This is a genomic window from Parafrankia sp. EAN1pec (assembly GCF_000018005.1).
GTDB lineage: Bacteria > Actinomycetota > Actinomycetes > Frankiales > Frankiaceae > Parafrankia > Parafrankia soli.
In genome coordinates this window covers 8873270-8889012 of sequence record NC_009921.1, presented here as the reverse complement: position 1 = coordinate 8889012, position 15743 = coordinate 8873270, and the positions used below count along the sequence as shown (strand labels likewise).

At 73.9% G+C, this 15743-nt stretch carries 10 protein-coding genes; 3 read left to right on the top strand and 7 right to left on the bottom strand.

The features are described from left to right. Position 1 precedes the first annotated feature (1 nt). From FRANEAN1_RS36350 to FRANEAN1_RS36335, 4 genes are all read right to left on the bottom strand, one after another. The gene (locus tag FRANEAN1_RS36350; RefSeq protein ID WP_041255187.1) at positions 2–3202 is read right to left on the bottom strand and encodes an adenylate/guanylate cyclase domain-containing protein; all 3201 of its coding nucleotides are present in this window, start codon (positions 3200–3202) and stop codon (positions 2–4) included. Between the two features lie 104 nt (positions 3203–3306). Continuing rightward, positions 3307–4089, bottom strand: a complete 783-nt coding sequence (locus tag FRANEAN1_RS36345) for an ABC transporter permease (protein ID WP_020464651.1) — start codon at positions 4087–4089, stop codon at positions 3307–3309. Continuing rightward, positions 4080–5120: an ATP-binding cassette domain-containing protein gene (locus FRANEAN1_RS36340; protein WP_157472930.1), complete on the bottom strand. Its 1041-nt coding sequence runs from the start codon at positions 5118–5120 to the stop codon at positions 4080–4082. Before FRANEAN1_RS36340 ends, FRANEAN1_RS36345 begins: the two co-directional genes overlap by 10 nt. Positions 5121–5175: 55 nt before the next feature. After that, complete coding sequence (locus FRANEAN1_RS36335) at positions 5176–5631, bottom strand: MarR family transcriptional regulator (protein WP_020464649.1); 456 nt, start codon at positions 5629–5631, stop codon at positions 5176–5178. A 267-nt stretch (positions 5632–5898) separates the two neighbouring features. On the opposite strand from FRANEAN1_RS36335, the gene FRANEAN1_RS36330 reads away from it, so the two are divergent. Further along, positions 5899–6519 carry a nitroreductase gene (locus FRANEAN1_RS36330; RefSeq protein ID WP_020464648.1) on the top strand — a complete coding sequence of 207 codons (621 nt, stop codon included), beginning with the start codon at positions 5899–5901 and terminating at the stop codon, positions 6517–6519. Between the two features lie 577 nt (positions 6520–7096). After that, entirely contained in the window at positions 7097–7777 is a 681-nt protein-coding gene (locus FRANEAN1_RS36325) for a hypothetical protein (protein WP_041255186.1), read from the top strand. Positions 7778–7846: 69 nt separating this feature from the next. On the opposite strand, the gene FRANEAN1_RS36320 is transcribed toward FRANEAN1_RS36325, so the two are convergent. Continuing rightward, entirely contained in the window at positions 7847–11113 is a 3267-nt protein-coding gene (locus FRANEAN1_RS36320; RefSeq protein WP_347176909.1) for a patatin-like protein, read from the bottom strand. Positions 11114–11319: 206 nt separating this feature from the next. Here FRANEAN1_RS36320 and FRANEAN1_RS36315 point away from each other — a divergent pair, with 206 nt between their 5' ends. Further along, on the top strand, positions 11320–13149 hold the full coding sequence (locus tag FRANEAN1_RS36315; protein WP_020464645.1) for an acyl-CoA dehydrogenase: 1830 nt from the start codon (positions 11320–11322) through the stop codon (positions 13147–13149). 270 nt (positions 13150–13419) lie between these two features. Here the strand turns inward: FRANEAN1_RS36315 and FRANEAN1_RS36310 are convergent, their stop codons facing one another. Together FRANEAN1_RS36310 and FRANEAN1_RS36305 are read right to left on the bottom strand one after the other, a co-directional pair. Next, positions 13420–13656, bottom strand: a complete 237-nt coding sequence (locus tag FRANEAN1_RS36310; RefSeq protein ID WP_018504030.1) for a hypothetical protein — start codon at positions 13654–13656, stop codon at positions 13420–13422. Positions 13657–13980: 324 nt separating this feature from the next. Further along, positions 13981–15738 carry a dihydrolipoamide acetyltransferase family protein gene (locus FRANEAN1_RS36305; RefSeq protein WP_020464644.1) on the bottom strand — a complete coding sequence of 586 codons (1758 nt, stop codon included), beginning with the start codon at positions 15736–15738 and terminating at the stop codon, positions 13981–13983. Positions 15739–15743 lie beyond the last annotated feature (5 nt).

The window sequence follows — 15743 nt, the reverse complement described above, 5'->3', positions numbered from 1 at the left end:
GTCAGCCGAAGCGCTCGGCGTCGAGGGTCTCGAACAGCCGTCGGCTGGTGGCCGCCGCCGCCCGGTTCCCCTTCTGCAGGAACCGGGCGCTGGCCGCCTCCAGGCTCTCGGCGGCGTCGTCCTTGCGCCCGGCCCGGTAGAGCACCTCGGCGCGGGCGAGCAGCGCGTTGCCCTGCCCGTCGATGTCGTCGGTGCGGCCGGCCAGGTCGCACGCGGTGTCGGCGAAGCGCAGCGCCTCGGCGTCCCGCCCGGAGATCGCCAGCAGCTTGGCATGCACCGAGCACCAGCCCGCCTGGGCGGGGAGCTGGTCGCCGGCGGCGGCGTCCCGGCACCGGTTGACGTACTTCTGCGCCTCCTCCAGCTTGCCGCGCCGGACCAGCACGTCCGACAGCAGGGCGGCCCGGGTGGCCAGGTGCGCGCGCTCGCCCATCCGGGAGAGCTGGCGGCAGCTGCGGCGCAGCTCGCGCTCGGCGATCTCCGGCTCGTCGGCGAGCAGCGCCACGCGGGCCACCACGAAGCCGCTGTGGAACGGGTCCGTGCGGGCGCCGCGGATGTCCCCGACGATCTCCTCGGCGTCCTTGAGGTGGGTGCGCGCCGCCTCCAGGTCACCGGACATGGCGTTGAGCAGCGCGAGCTGCGCGAGCACCGCCCGACGCAGGCCGCGGTCGTCGCCGGCCGCCTCCAGCGCCCTGGTCGCCTTCGCGATCGCGTAGGGCACCGGGCGCGGCACGAGGCTCAGCAGCAGGACCTGCTCGCGCCGCAGCGAGTGCGCGGCCCTGGGCACCCCGGACTCCTCGGCGTGGCGCACCGCGGTCTCCATGGCCTTCTCCGCGGCCGCGAACTGGCCGGCCGCGCCGTACGCCGCCGACTGGCTGCGGCAGGCCAGCGCCGCGCCGACGTCGTCACCGTCCCGGACGAACGCGGCCAGCGCCGCCGTGGCCTCGGTGAGCGTGCTGGCGACCAGGCCCTCGGGGTCGGTCGCGAACAGCACCCGCAGCTGGGCGAGCCGGGCGTGCGCCCGCAGGCCGTCCTCGCCGGCGCGCCGCGCCCGCTCGGTGACCTGCCGCAGGATGCGCTCGGCGTCGGAGAGGCGGCCGAAGGAGTACAGCGCCCAGCCGAGGTCGATCTCGGCCCGCAGCCGCAGCGGGTCGGTCTCCGGCAGCAGCGTGATCGCGCGTTTGAGGAGCTGGGCGGCGCCGGTCTCGTCACCCTGGCGGACGCGGTCGGCCGCCTCGATCAGGCAGGTGGCCGCCGCCCGGCCGAGTTCGATCATCTCGTTGTCGCGCTGCCCGAGTTCGACCCGGTAACGGTAGGCCTGCTCGAGGTGGTAGCCCACCAGCTCGTCGTGCTCACCCGGCCCGCCGACCATCCGCGCCTGCAACCAGCCGGCGAAACGCTGGTGCAGGTCGGCGCGCTGGCGCTTGGACGTCGCCTGGTACGCGCAGTCGCGCAGCAGGACGTGCAGGAACCGGTAGGCGTCGACGCCGGGCAGGTCCGAGCGGTCCGGGTGGACGAGCTCCTTGCGGACCAGTGACAGGCAGTGCTCCGTGACGTACGGGCGCTCGGCCGGGTCGGAGAGCTCGGCGACGGCGTCCAGGTAGAACCGCTCGCCGACCACGGCGGCGCGCTCGAGCACCCGGCGCTCCGGGGGCTCGAGGCGGTCGAGTCGGGCGGCCAGCAGCGCGGAGATCGTCGGCGGCACCGTGACCCCGCGCAGGTTCCCGGTGGCGATCCAGCGGGAGCCCTCCCGGCGCAGCAGGCCGTCGTCGACCAGCGCGGCGACCATCTGCTCGACGAACAGCGGGTTGCCCGCCGCCGAGGTGGTGATCCGCGAGACGAGCGCGGGGTCGAGGTCGTCCGAGCCCATCAGGGTGCGGATCAGCCGGTGGCAGCGTGCCTCGGTGAGCGGCGCCAGCAGCATCGACGTGGCGTTCAGCTTGCCGCCGCCCCACTCGCGCCGGTCCTCCAGCAGCTCCGGGCGGGACAGGCACAGCAGCAGGATCGGCGCGTCCCGCGACCAGTCGGCGACGTGCTCGATCAGGTCCAGCAGGGTCGGCTCGGCCCAGTGGACGTCGTCGAACCACAGCACCAGCGGGCGCTTCTCGGCCAGGGCCTGGAAGAAGGTGCGGACCGCCCAGAAGCTCTCCTGGGTGCCCAGCTCCGCGCCGCCGAGTCCGACCAGCGGGGCGAGCGCGTCGACCACCTCGGCGGCCTGCGGGACGTCCGCCAGCAGTTCCTTGAGGCGCAGGCGGCCGTCCGGCGCGCTCTCGTCGGCGGACATGCCGGTGGCCTGGCGGACCATCTCCATCAGCGGCCAGTAGGCGATGCCCTCGCCGTAGGACAGGCAGCGGCCGGTGAGCACGGTGGCGCGCGACGCGGTGGCCTGGCAGAACTCGCCGACCATCCGCGACTTTCCGATGCCGGCCGGGCCGAGCACGGTGAACAGGTGGCAGGTCCGCTCCTCGACGACGGCCTCGAAGGCGTCCTGGAGGCGGCGGCGCTCCCGGTTTCGGCCGATCACCGGCGCCGCGAAGCCCTGGGTGGGGGCCCGGCTGCCCGGGCCCGCGGTCGGGTCGACCAGCCCGATCAGGCGGTGCGCCCGCACCGGCTCCCGCTTGCCCTGCACGACCAGCGGGCCCACCGAGCTGACGGTGACGCTGTGCCGGATGAACCGGTACGTGCTGTCACCGATGAGGATCTCGTCGGGTGGCGCCGCCTCCTCCAGCCGGGAGGCGACGTTCACCGGGTCGCCGGTCGCGCCGCCGCCGGCGACGGTCACCTCGCCGGTGTTGATGCCGATGCGCACCCGCAGCCGCAGCCCCCACTCGCGCTGGAGGTCGGCGTTGAGCTCCTCCATCGCCGCGCGGATGTCCAGGCTGGCCCGCACGGCGCGCAGCGCGTCGTCCTCGTGCAGCACCGGGATACCGAACACGGCGAACACCGCGTCCCCGATGAACTTCTCGACCGTGCCGCCATGGGCGTGGATGACCTCCCGCACGGTCGTGAAGAACCGCCACATGACCTGCTGCAGCGGCTCGGAGTCGATCTTCTCACCGATGTCCGTCGAACCGGTTATGTCGACGAACATGATGGTCACTGTCTTGCGCGACCCATTGCCCGCGACGGGCAGCGGGTTCCCGCACTCGGAGCAGAAGCGCGCTCGCTTCGGGTTCTCCTCCGCGCATGTCGGGCACGGCACCATGTGCGGGATCGTAGGCCGATCGCGGTGCGGCGCGGCAGGGGATGGGGACACGCGCCGCGCCGGCAGTGACCTATGCCACATCACGGATTCGGTTGGTCCCTTGTTCAGGATGGCAGGTCCCGGTGCAGTGAGGCGCTCGCGGCAGCGGTGAGAACCACCGCCCACGAGATCGCGGCGAGCAGGGACGAGACATGTGTCTCGCTGGTGGGCCAGAGCAGGACGCCCAACGGTGCGGTCGCCGGGCCGTGGAAGCGGGCCCCGTCGAGCACGGCCTCGGCCAGCCCGGAGAGTGCGATGGCGCCGGCGGCCGCGGACGAGCCACGGGTCAGCGTCCCCACCGCCACTCCCGCCACCCCGGCCGCGCACACCATGACGACCACGATCACATAGGCCGACAGCAACTCCGCCGGCCGGTCCGAGCGCATCGCCGGCGCGCCATGCCGGGCGGCCCCGCGCGCCCACCAGGCGGCGAACGTCGCCGTGCTCATCGCCGCGCCGATGGCGAGCACGGTGAGCACCTGGGCGCCCAGCACCCGGGACCGCCGCGGGGTGAGCAGCCAGGCGTGGGTGACCGTGCGGTACCGGTACTCACCGGTCACCAGGATCACCCCGAAGAACATCATCGCGTAGGCGAGCAGGAACCCCGAGCGCGAGCGCAGGCCGTTCCACGCGGCGAACGGATCGGCTTGGGCGCCCCACATCAGCAGCAGCGGGACGTGGACCGCCAGGGCGACACAGAGGCCGACGAGCTGCCACCGCCCCGTTGTGATCTTGAGTAGCTCGGTGGCGACCAGCCGGCCCGTGCCCGGCCCCGTGCCCCGGCGCCCGCGGGAGCGGCCGGAACGGCGGACGACCTCCACGGTCGGGCGGGCCTCGGTCACCGCCACCCGCTTCCGGCCCGCTCTTGCGCCCCGCCGTCGGCCCGGCTGGTCAGGTCGAAGAACGTCCGCTCCAGGTCGGGGCCGGTCGTGTGCAGCTCGACGAGCGGGATCCCGTGGGCCGCGCAGAGCCGTCCGACCTGCTCGGCGAGGCCGTGTGGCAGGCGCAGGCCGTCGGGACCGGTCCGGACGACGTCCACACCGGGCTCCCGGACGAGCAGCTCGGCGAGCCGGTCCGCCTCCGGGGTGCGGACCTCGACGTGCCCGCGGCCCACCTCGGTGGCGGGTGCGGCCAGGACCACCTGGCCGCGGTCGACGATGACGACGTGGTCGACCGTCTGGGTGACCTCGGCGAGCACGTGGCTGGACAGCAGCGCACTGCGGCCGCTCGCCGCCCACGAGCGCAGGAACCGGCGCAGCCAGCGGATGCCGTCCGGGTCCAGCCCGTTCGCCGGTTCGTCCAGGACGAGCAGCTCGGGATCCCCGAGCAGGGCGCCGGCGATGGCGAGCCGCCCGCGCATCCCCAGCGAGTAGGTGCCGACCGGGCGGTCGGCGGCGGCGGCGAGGTCGACGGCGGCCAGCGCCTCGTCCACGGCCGGGCCGCGCCGCCGCCGGGGCAGGCCGAGTGGCAGCGCCAGGCAGCGAAGGTGGTTGCGCCCGGTGCGGGCCGGGTGCGCCGCCGGCTCGAGCACGGCACCGACCGTGCGGGCCGGGGCGGGCAGCTCGCGGTACGGCCGGCCGTTGATCAGGGCGTGCCCGTCGGTGGCGGCCACCATGCCCAGCAGAATTCGCAGCGTCGTCGTCTTGCCCGACCCGTTGGCGCCGAGGAACCCGGTCACCGTCCCGGCAGGCACGGTGAACGAGACATCACGCAGTGCTTCCACTCGCCCGTACCGCTTCGTCAGCCGGTGGACGTCCACCACCGCCGGCGCGGTGCCGGTGCCGGGCCAGGCACCGGGCTCGCTGGCCGCAGCGGGGCGCGCGCCGTCGGCCCGGCCGCTGGTGGGGCGGTCGTCGCCGCGGCGCGGGGTTTCACCCACCGTGAGAGCTCCGCTTACCGTGGCCTCCTCGGGTTGGCGCGCCCAGGTGCTCACCTCACGGTAACGGCACCGTGTTAACGGCAGCCGCGTTGTCCCGCACCTGCGCCAGGAGCCGGCCCAGAGTGGCCCGATCATCCGCCGACAACCCGTCGGTGAAGCGTCGGACGGCGGCCGACGCGCAGGCACGCCCGGTCTCCAGCGTGGTCTTTCCCTCCGGCGTCAGCTCCAGCAGGACCGCGCGGCGGTCGGCCGGGTCGATCTGGCGGCGCACGAGGCCGTCGGCCTCCAGCCCGTCCACTGTCTCGGTCATCGTCCGGGGTGCCACGGAGACGGCGCTCGCCAGGTCCCGCAGCCGCAGGGGGCCGGTCTCCGCGACGAGCCGCAGGACCTTGAGTCGGGGCAGGGTCAGGCCGGCGCCGGCCCGCAGCGACTCGTTCACCCCGCGCCTGACCTGATGGCCGAGGGCGAGGATGAGGTCGACGACCTCGTCGCCGGTGTCGGGTGGGGGCATGGGCCGGCCGTCCTCTCTGCTGGCGGTACACGGCTGCACGCGGTGCGCAGCTGCTGGTGGTGCGGGCTGCCGGAGGTGCGCGGCCGGCAGCCCGGATTGCTGAGCACCATCTATTATGAGGGCGCCTCAGTGAAATGGGAAGAGCTCGTCCGCGGAAAGTGAACGATCGGGAACCTGGCGTGCGCGGCGCCGATCCGGATCGATCAGGGCCAAATTAGGTCAAATTGCAAAACGCGCGGACGCGAACCCGAACCGAATGGAGCTGCTGTGGACGCCCTCGACTGCCTGATGACCCGACGTACCGCGACCCGGCTCGTGGAGCCCGGCCCCACCGACGAACAGCTCGCCGTCATGCTCGCCGCCGCGACCACCGCGCCGGACCACAAGATGCTGCGCCCGTGGCGGTTCGTGGTGGTGCGCGGCGAAGCCCGCGAGGTGCTGGCGAACGCCATCACCGCGGCGGCCGAGGCGGTCGGCGGCCTGGCCGAACCGGTCATCCGTAAGGCCGCGGGCAAGGCGACCCGCTCGCCGGTCCTCATCGCCGTGATCGCCTCCCGGGTGCCCGGCGCGCGCGTCCCCCGCGCCGAGCAGGACGCGTCCGCCGCTGCCGCGGCGCAGAACCTCTGCCTCGCCGCGCACGCCCAGGGAGTCGCCTCGGCGTGGAAGTCGACGCCGCTGCCCGACAGTGACCAGGTCCGCGCGGTGTTCGGCCTGACGGGCGGCGAGGAGCTGCTCGGCTGGGTGGAGCTGGGGACGCTCTCGGACGCCATCCCGCTGCCGCCGCGTGAGCCGGTCGCCCTGTCCGCGGTGGCCTCCGAGCTGACCACGGGCGGCCAGCTCGCCCCGGTCGAGTGGGCGGCCCAGCCCGTCCCCGTCGACGCCTACTGACCGGCCCGCCGGCTGGTACGCGGGCGATCGCCCGGGCTCTCCCGCCCGGGCCGCCCGGCCCCGGCGGCACCAGAAGACATGGCACCAGGAGATACGGCACCAGGAGACACGGGTCGGCACCACGGGATGGCGGACTCGTCGGCACCCGTAGGAGGAATGTGGGCCTCAAGGGGGTAGGACACCCCCGCGGTCGGACGCCCGCGCCGATCCGAGCCGGATGGAGGAGCTTCCGGGAGAGCACCGATCACCCGGCCTGGGATCACATCCAGACCACTAGCCAGCAGCAACGGGACGACGGTCTCGGGCCCGGACAGTCGGCCCGTTCCGGCCGCCGCCCGGCGCCCGTTCCGGTCAACTGGCCGCATTCGGTGCCAGCGGCTACCTAAGCTGGATCGAGGCCGTGGGCCGGACCTGCGAGGGGAGGGATGCCGTGATCGGTGATCGTCCGTTCGGCGTGGCCTCCCGCGGCACCTCGTCGAGGCACTTTCGAGGTGCCTCCACCGTCCTCGATTCGCTACATCGGAACAACTTCGATGGCCCGGTTCGCTCCACTGTTCTCTCACGTGCCGGTCTTCGTGTGGTGATCGTCGGTGCGGCCCTCGCCGCCGTGCTCGCCGGTTGCGGCGAGGCGGGGAGCGACACGACGACCACCCGGCCCGAGCCGGCGGTGGCCGCGGCCCCGCAGCCACCGGGAGCGGGTTCGTCCTCGCCCGCGGGCTCCGGTGAGGCCGCCGGGTCGGCGGGTGACGGTCAGACCACGGCCGGCGCGGGCACTCCCGGCATGGACTCCGCGGCGGGCGGGCCGGGGAGCACCGGCTCGGCTTCGGCGGGCGCCGGTGCGCCGGGTTCCGACCCGCCGACGGGGACTGGCCCGAGCACGCCGGCCGGCCCGGAGGCGCAGACCAGCCCGGACGCGCAGTCCGCGGAGCCCACCGGCCCGGTCGTGCCCGATCTGCCGTCGGTGGCGCCGTCGCCGGTGTTCCTGGGCGAGGCTTGCGTCCCGGGGCGCGATGAGGAGCCCGCCGTCGCCGTCAACGGGCTGGTTCTCTACTGCGTGCCCGGCGAAGCCGGTACCGGGTCGGCCGTCTCCGGCCGGTGGTCGCCGGAGGCTCCGGCGCAGTCCACCCGATCACGGCCCGAGCCGGGCAGCGAGTGCGAGCCCGCCGACGCGGGGCAGATCGTCCCGGGTGCCGACGGCCGTCCGGTCACCTGCCTGCGTGAGCCCGACGGCGGGATGCGCTGGGCGGACGTCTCCTGACCGCGGTCAGCTCGCCGGTCGGGTGCCAGTTCGCCGGACCGTGCCGGCTCGCTGGCTGGCTGGCTGGTGTCAGTTTGCCGGCCGGTGTCGGCTCCGCCGCCGCGGGCGCAGGAGTTCGGCGAGTGACCACACCGGCGGGAGCATCAGCAGGCCGAAGACGGCCGCCCACGCCCAGGGATGATCGGCCAGGTAGGGCACCGCGTCGTCGTGTAGCCAGGGGAAGAGATGGTCACCCACGACCGGGATCACCCCCGCCGCGGCCACCGCCGCCAGCCCCGCCACGCCCACGACGGCCAGCCCCGCGGGCAGCACCCGCCAGCCCGTGAGGCTGATCAGCAGCAGCCCCGTCACGGCCACCAGCAGCCCCACGCCGCCCATCGGGCCGGACAGGACGAGCGCGCCCGCGAGCCCGGCGGCGAGCAGCACCGTGCCGAGGGCGATCGTCGCCCGGCGCCGGCCGCGCGTCACGTCGTCCACCAGCGCGTAGGCGACGCGAGCGACGGCGCGCACCGCCGCGACCGCCGGACGCAGCGGCCGCGGCAGCGCGCGCAGCGACGCCAGCCACCCGGTGAGGACCGCCAGCACCTGGGCGACCGTGATGGCGAGGATCGGGCTGTTGGCCCGATCGGTCAGCCGCTCGTCCGAGACGCGGCACGCCCGCAGCACCCGGGCGGTGTCGGCGGGATCGAGCTGGGCCGGGCCGGGCGCCATCGCGTCAAGGAACTCCCGGGTGGGCGCGGAGCCGACCCTGGCACCGGCGATGTCCGCCCGGACGGCGTCGGCGACGCTGGTCAGCTCGCCGGCGGCGATCTCGCGTTGGATCCCGGTGGCGACCCAGGCCGCGGTCTCGGGCAGGGCGGCCGGCACGGCCGCGTCCGGGTCGTCGAGCCAGGCGAGCTCGTCGAGGACGTCCGCGGTGACGGGGCCCGCGGCGACCGTCGCCAGCAGCTCCACGAATTCGGTGAGCCAGGTCGCGGTGCTGTCGGGCGGTTCCGCGCCCGGCGCGGCGGCATCGCGTAAGTGGACCAGCCGCCGGGGGTCGAGCAGGATGCGGGCCAGCCAGGCGGCGCCGTCCAACCGGCCCCACATCCAGTCGCTGGCCCGCCAGGACGACTTCGCGAACGCGCCGAAGTTGCCGAGTTGGAGCCCGGTCAGCTTCCGGTCGGCGCTCGCCCGTGACGGGTCCAGACCGCAGCGGATGTCCGCGCTCACCTGGACCAGCTCCACCGGCTGGTCGACGACGTCCCCGCCGGTCAGGGCGTGGGTGACCAGGTGCAGGTCGAGCAGGGCCAGCGCGGCCCGCGAACGCCGTGTGGGGAGGTAGCCGACGAAGTCCCGCAGGGTGCGGGCGGCGACCCGGCGCCGCGCGGTGAGGCTCAGCCCGTTCGCGTGGGTGCGCGGCCCTGGTGCGATCAGCGCCGCGGGCCCGAAGGGCCGGTCCTCGTCCTGCCCGTCCCGCCCGTGTCGTCCCCCGTGCTCCCCGTCCCCGTGGCCGGGCCTGTCCGCGAGGTCGGTTGTGGCCGTCCGCGATGGTGCTGAGCGGGCGAGGACGCCCGTCAGAAGACCGCGCAGGTTCTCGGTGACCGAGCCCAGCGTGCTCCAGGCGAGCGTGAGGTCGGTCCGGCTGGTCTCCTCGTCGCCGGCGCCGCGCAGCCAGCGGCGGGTCGCCTCGGCCACCACGGCGGCGGACGACGCCCCCGCCAGGTCGCGCAGGGTGTGGCGGACGACGGTGAAGCCGCCCCGGTTCGCCGGCGTCGACGGGAGCGGGAGCAGATGTGCTCCGGCCTGCTCGCGGGGCGCGACGACCGCCGCGTGCACCTCCCGGGCCAGCGTCGCCAGCGCCACCCGGTCGTCCGGGTCGGTCGACAGGACGTAGGCCTCGTTGATCATCGAAATCAGGATGCCCTTGGCGGCGTCCACCGCGGGGCGGCCCAGCCGCCAAAGGTCACCGAGGTCGTCCGGGCCGGGCAGCCGGTCCGGGAACTCCGCCAACGCGGCCGTGACCGCCGCGGCCCGCAGGTCCGTCCGTCCGGCCGGGTCCGCGAGCAGCGCCGCCGCGTCCGCGCCGGCGTTCGCGCCGGTGACGATCCGGTCCAGCGTGCTCAGGACGACGTCCGCGGCGCGTTCGGCCTCGCGGTGGCGGTAGGCCTCGTAGATTGCCTCGTCGGCGAGGCGGGGGCCGCCGGCCGGGGCGAGGCGGAACAGCCCGCGCCGGCTCGCGCGGACGCCGCGTACCGCCTCGTTGTGGTCCCTGATGCGCCGCAGGTCGCTCGCGATCGACTGGTTCAGCGCCGCGCCCAGGGCGCCGAGCAGCGTGTCGGAGACTGTCGGCGTCGACCCGTCGTCTCGGCTCGGCGTGGGGTCGTCCGGCGGGTTGGGCGCGGGCACCACGTAGGCGAGCACGCGGCGGACCTGCCGCCCGTGCGCCGGCCGGTCGAAGATCTCTTGCAGGGCCGGCCCGATCGGGCGGTTCACCAGGATGCCGCCGTCGGAGCCGTAGAAGCCGCTGGCCGCGTTGACGTAGTCGGCCATGTCGGGATGGTCCGCGTCGGGCGAGCTTTGGACGGGAATGTAGGCCGGCTCGAAGGCACCGGGGAAGGCCGCGCTGGCCCGGGCGGCAAGCGCCAGGCGGTTGGCCGCCTCGGGGTCGGTCAGGTCGTCCTCGCCGAAGACGAACAGGCCGCGGTGGTCGAGGTCGCGAACGATGCCGCCGAGGTCGTCCGACCAGCGCGCCGACTCGCCGCGCAGGATCGTGGTCGTGATGAACACCGAGGTCGGGCGAACCGTGCGCGCGGATCTGGCGCGCCTCGCCTCGGCGGTGTGACCGCTTCGGGACGAGGGCTCGAGGCTGCGCAGCGCGGTCTGCAGGGCGGGCAGCATCACGGCGTCGCCGCGCAGCAGCGACGGGAAGCTCCGCTCGCCCGGGCGTCGCATCAGCTCGCGCAGTGATCCCAGCGTGATCCACAGATCGCGCAGCGGGCCCAGGTCGGCGTCGTGGGCGTTGGCGTAGCCGAGCAGCGCCGCGTTGATCCCACCCGCCGAGGCCCCGGCCAGGACGTCCACCGACACCTCGACGTCGAGGATCTCCAGCAGCGCCGCCCAGCGGGACGCGGCCGCCGCGTCGGCGGCAGACAGGCCCTGGTCTCCGGTCCCGGCCACGCCGACGTGACCGTCACCCGCGGCGCGGTCACGGTGCGCGGAGGCGCCGGTCAGGAGGTTGATCTCCCGGGCGACGCCGCCCATCCACACCGCCAGGCTCGCGCCGCCGGTCATCACGACCGCGAGCCGGACCTCCTGGGTCGACCCGTCGTCGGACTCGTCGGCGACTGCCGCCATGCCCTCCGTCATGGCCGCAAGACTAAACGTGCCGGACATTACTGACTCGACGTACTTTCCGCCCCACTCCGAACAGATGCGGCTTTCGTCGGCGGATCACCTGGAACCTTGGTTACTCGCGGGTAGCATGGGGCATGACCTACCAGCGAGTAACTACGCCCGCGCCGCCGATGATCATGCGGTGAGCCGGAGGGGAGGAGCCGTCCATGGGGCACTACCGGAGCAATCTCCGCGACATCGAGTTCAACCTGTTCGAGGTGTTCGGCGTGGACCGGACGCTCGGGACCGGGCCCTTCGCGGAGATGGACCGCGACACAGCGCATGAGGTGCTCGCCGAGCTGGAGCGGGTCGCCGTCGGGCCGATCGCCGAGTCCTTCGAGGACGCCGACCGGCACCCGCCGACACTCGACCCCGCCACCGGCACCGTCACACTGCCCGAGTCGTTCCGCAAGTCCTTCGCGGCGGCGCAGGAGGGCGAGTGGTGGCGGCTCTACCTCCCGCCGCACCTGGGCGGCATGGGTGCCCCGCCGACCATCGCCTGGGCGGCGTCCGAGCTGCTCCTCGGGGCGAACCCGGCGGTGTTCATGTACATGGCCGGGCCGACGTTCGCCGCGATCCTCGAGGGCATCGGCACGCCATGGCAGAAGAAGATCGCGAACTGGGCCATCGAGCGGCACTGGGGCGCGACCATGGTGCTGACCGAGCCGGACGCCGGCTCCGACGTCGGCGCAGGCCGGGCGCGGGCCGTCGAGCAGCCGGACGGCACCTGGCACATCGAAGGTGTGAAGCGCTTCATCACCAGCGGTGACTGGGACATCCCGGAGAACATCTTCCACCTGGTGCTCGCCCGCCCCGAGGGGCACGGCCCCGGCACCAAGGGCCTGTCGATGTTCGTCGTGCCCAAGTACCTGCCCGACCCGGAGACCGGCGCCCCGGGCGCCCGCAACGGTGCCTACGTCACGAACCTTGAGAAGAAAATGGGCCTGAAGGTCTCGACCACCTGCGAGCTGCGCTTCGGCGAGCGTGAGCCGGCCGTCGGATGGCTCGTCGGCGACGTCCACGACGGCATCGCGCAGATGTTCCGGGTCATCGAGTACGCCCGGATGATGGTCGGCACGAAGGCGATCGCCACGTTGTCCACCGGGTACCTCAACGCGCTGGCCTTCGCCCGCGAGCGGATCCAGGGCGCCGACCTGACCCGGGCGTCGGACAAGACCGCGCCGCGGGTGGCCATCATCAACCATCCCGACGTGCGCCGGATGCTCATGCAGCAGAAGGCCTACGCGGAGGGGATGCGTGCCCTCGTGCTGTACACCGCTACCTTCCAGGACGCCGTCACGCTGGCGGCGGCCCGCGGCGAGGTGGACGACAACGCGGTGCGGATGAACGACCTGCTGCTCCCGATCGTGAAGGGAGTCGGCTCGGAGCGCTCCTACGAACTGCTGGCGAGCTCGCTGCAGGTCCTCGGCGGCTCCGGATACCTGCAGGACTACCCGATCGAGCAGTACATCCGCGACGCGAAGATCGACACCCTGTACGAGGGCACGACGTCCATCCAGGGCCAGGACCTCTTCTTCCGGAAGATCGTCCGGGACAAGGGTCGGGCGCTGACCACTCTGTTCACGCAGGTCCAGGAGTTTGTGAAGGGCGAGGCGGGCAACGGCGCGCTCCGCGCGGAGCGGGAGTCGCTGGGCGCGGCGCTCGACGAGTGCCAGGCCATGGTCGGTTCGATGGTCGGGTTCCTCACCGCCACCGCCCAGGACAAGTCCCAGGTCTACCGGGTCGGGCTGAACACCACGCGGCTGCTGATGAGCATCGGCGACCTCGTCGTCGGCTGGCTGCTGCTGCGCGGTGCCGACGCGGCGCTACGCGGGCTGGACGGCTCCCCGTCCGAGCGCGACCGGGCGTTCTACGAGGGCAAGATCGCGGCCGCGCGCTGGTTCGCGGCCAACATCCTGCCGGAGCTGCGCACACGCCGGACGGTGCTGGAGGGCACCGGTCTCGGGCTGATGGAGATGTCCGAAGCGGCGTTCTGACCGTTCGTCCCAGCTCGTTTCAGCCTGGTCGGATCGGTCCAGCCAGTGTGATCCTCCCGGGGCCGCGGTCGTGTCGGCGCGGCCCCGGGAGGATCTTTGTCCGGGATGGTTCACGTGGAGTTGTGGCTACCCGCGGTGACCAGGATCCCGTCCGCCCCGAGACCGGCCACGAGCGCGGTGTGCTGCACCGGCCGCTGCAGTCGTCCGACGACAGGTGACGACACGCGGGCATCCCGGTACGGGCCCGGATTCAGGTAGGGGCCGGCTGGCTCAGGTGGTGCGCAGCGGCGGGAACGCCTGGTCGAGCTCGTTGCGCATGTCCCGCTTGAGCAGGTCGTCGGCCTCGGAGGACGACTGGCCCTCGAGAAGGAACCGGGCGACCCGCAGCGTGAGGTCCACGCGCTCGGCCAGGTTGAGCGCCCCGTTGAACCGGCCGCTGGTGCTGGCGGAGGTCAGAACCTTCGCGACGAACTCGTCGGCGGCCTGCAGAGCCTCCACGCGCGTCATGCGTTCACCTCTTCGTGGTGGAAGTTGAGCCGGATGCCGGGTGTGAGGCGCAACCGTACCAGGCAGGACACCTGTCTCCGTTGTGCACCCCTATGCGTCCGTTGTTCCCGGGGGGGTGTATGTGGCGAACCGCGTAGTTCGCCCCGATCAACCAGCCGGCCGGAAGCCCCACCAAAAGCTCACTCCAAGCCGCGGCCGGACGTCCCGCCGAGGCTCGAGTCGTTGTGCGTCGTGTGACCGGGCCGTGGGGTGGCTGGCGCGGCCCGGTTCGCCCGGATCCTCCGCTGTAGGCGGGCTTCCCGGGTCGCCGGCCGCCCCACGGGGTCAGCTCCAGGCGAGCGCGATGACGGGGTCGGCGAGGACGGCCGCGACGTCGGCCAGGACCGCCGAGCCGAGCTCGCCGTCCACGACGCGGTGGTCGAAGGACAGCGCGAGGTGGGCCACCGTCCGTACCGCCAGCTCGCCTTCGTGCACCCAGGGAGCCGGGCGGATCGCGCCGAGGGCGAGGATCGCGGCCTCACCGGGATTGAGGACCGGTGCCCCGGTGTCCACCCCGAGAACTCCGACGTTGGTGATGGTGATGGTCCCGCCGGAGAGGTCGGCCGGGCGCAGCCGGTCGGCGCGCGCGGCCTCGGTGAGGGAGTGCAGGCTGCGGGCGAGGTCGACCAGGCCGCGCGATCCGGCGTCCGGGATGTTCGGGACGACCAGGCCACGCGGCCCGGCCACGGCGATGCCGAGGTTGATCCGCTCGTGCACCTGGATCTCGGCGTTCTCCCCGGACGTGTCGCCCACCCAGGTCGAGTTGATCATTGGGTGGCGCCGGACGGCGGTGAGGAGCGCCTTCGCCACGAGCAGCAGCGGCGTGACCCGGATGCCGGCGAAGTCCGGCAGGGCGGCGATCCGCTCGCGGGCCGCCATCGTCTCGGTGACGTCCACGCTGAGGAACTCGGTGGCGTGCGGGGCCGAGAACACGCTGGCCACCATCGCCCGTGCCATGGTGCGCCGCACGCCCGTGACGGGGATCCGCCAGATCCGGTCGGTGTCGTTGAATCCGGCGTCGGGTGGGATGGCTCCGGGCACCCGCCGTGTGGTCGCCGCGTGTCCGTTCAGTTCCGGCTGGCGCGGGCCGTCGATTCCGTTGGACGAAGGGACAACGCCAGGGACACGGACCGGCCCAGTGCGGGTCGTCGGAGTGGCGGTGGTGGGGACGGGCGCGGGCTCGGGGGGCGTGGCCTGACGCGCCGCGGTTTCGACGTCGGCGCGGCTGATGGTGCCCGCGGGACCGGTGCCCGCGAGCGTGGAGAGGTCCACACCCAGATCACGCGCGAGCTTGCGGACGGGTGGCTTCGCCGCGACGCGCCCATGCCGCGGGGCTGCCCCGATCGGCACTACGGCTGATCGGTCCGGCGCACCGGCCGCGGCCGACGCCGGGGATGTGGCTGGCGCCGAGGCCGGCACCGACGACACGACGGGTGCCATGGCCCTGGGCGCTGAGCTGGCAGTGGGCGCTGTGCCGGGGGCGGGCGCGGGGGCGGCGATGGTCGCCGCGGGCGTCGTCGAGCCGGGCAGGGGGCCGTCCGGGTTGCGGGGGCGCCGCCGGCGGCGCGGGCCGGAGTCGCTGCGCGGGCCGTACCCCACCAGCATCGGGGTGCGCCCGGCGGCCATCGGTGACAGGTCGGCCGTGCCGGCCCCCCCTGGGACGTCCGCGGCCTCTCCGGTCCGGGACACGGGCAGGGATGCCGCGCCGTTGCGAGTGGCGTCCCCCGGCGTGGTCTCCTGGCCGGTGGCTTCGGTAGCTCCGGTGACTGACCCGGTCGTCGGGCCGGTCGCGGGCTCGTCGCCCGGCTCGTCGATGGTCAGCAGCGGCGTGCCCACGGCGAGCTCGGTGCCGGCCTCGCCGTGCCGTTCGACGAGCACACCCGCGAACGGGGACGGGATCTCGACGACCGCCTTGGCCGTCTCGACCTCGACCAGCGGCTGGTTGACCGTCACGGTCTCGCCGACCTCCACCAGCCACCGGACGATCTCCGCCTCGGTCAGCCCCTCGCCGAGATCGGGGAGGCGGAACTGTCGATGGGTCACCGGAG

Bases quoted from the DNA above. Each gene is read 5' to 3' on its own strand.
- FRANEAN1_RS36350 (WP_041255187.1), bottom strand. From the start codon at position 3,202: ATGGTGCCGTGCCCGACATGCGCGGAGGAGAACCCGAAGCGAGCGCGC.
- FRANEAN1_RS36315 (WP_020464645.1), top strand. From the start codon at position 11,320: ATGGGGCACTACCGGAGCAATCTCCGCGACATCGAGTTCAACCTGTTC.
- FRANEAN1_RS36335 (WP_020464649.1), bottom strand. From the start codon at position 5,631: ATGCCCCCACCCGACACCGGCGACGAGGTCGTCGACCTCATCCTCGCC.
- FRANEAN1_RS36310 (WP_018504030.1), bottom strand. From the start codon at position 13,656: ATGACGCGCGTGGAGGCTCTGCAGGCCGCCGACGAGTTCGTCGCGAAG.
- FRANEAN1_RS36320 (WP_347176909.1), bottom strand. From the start codon at position 11,113: ATGGCGGCAGTCGCCGACGAGTCCGACGACGGGTCGACCCAGGAGGTC.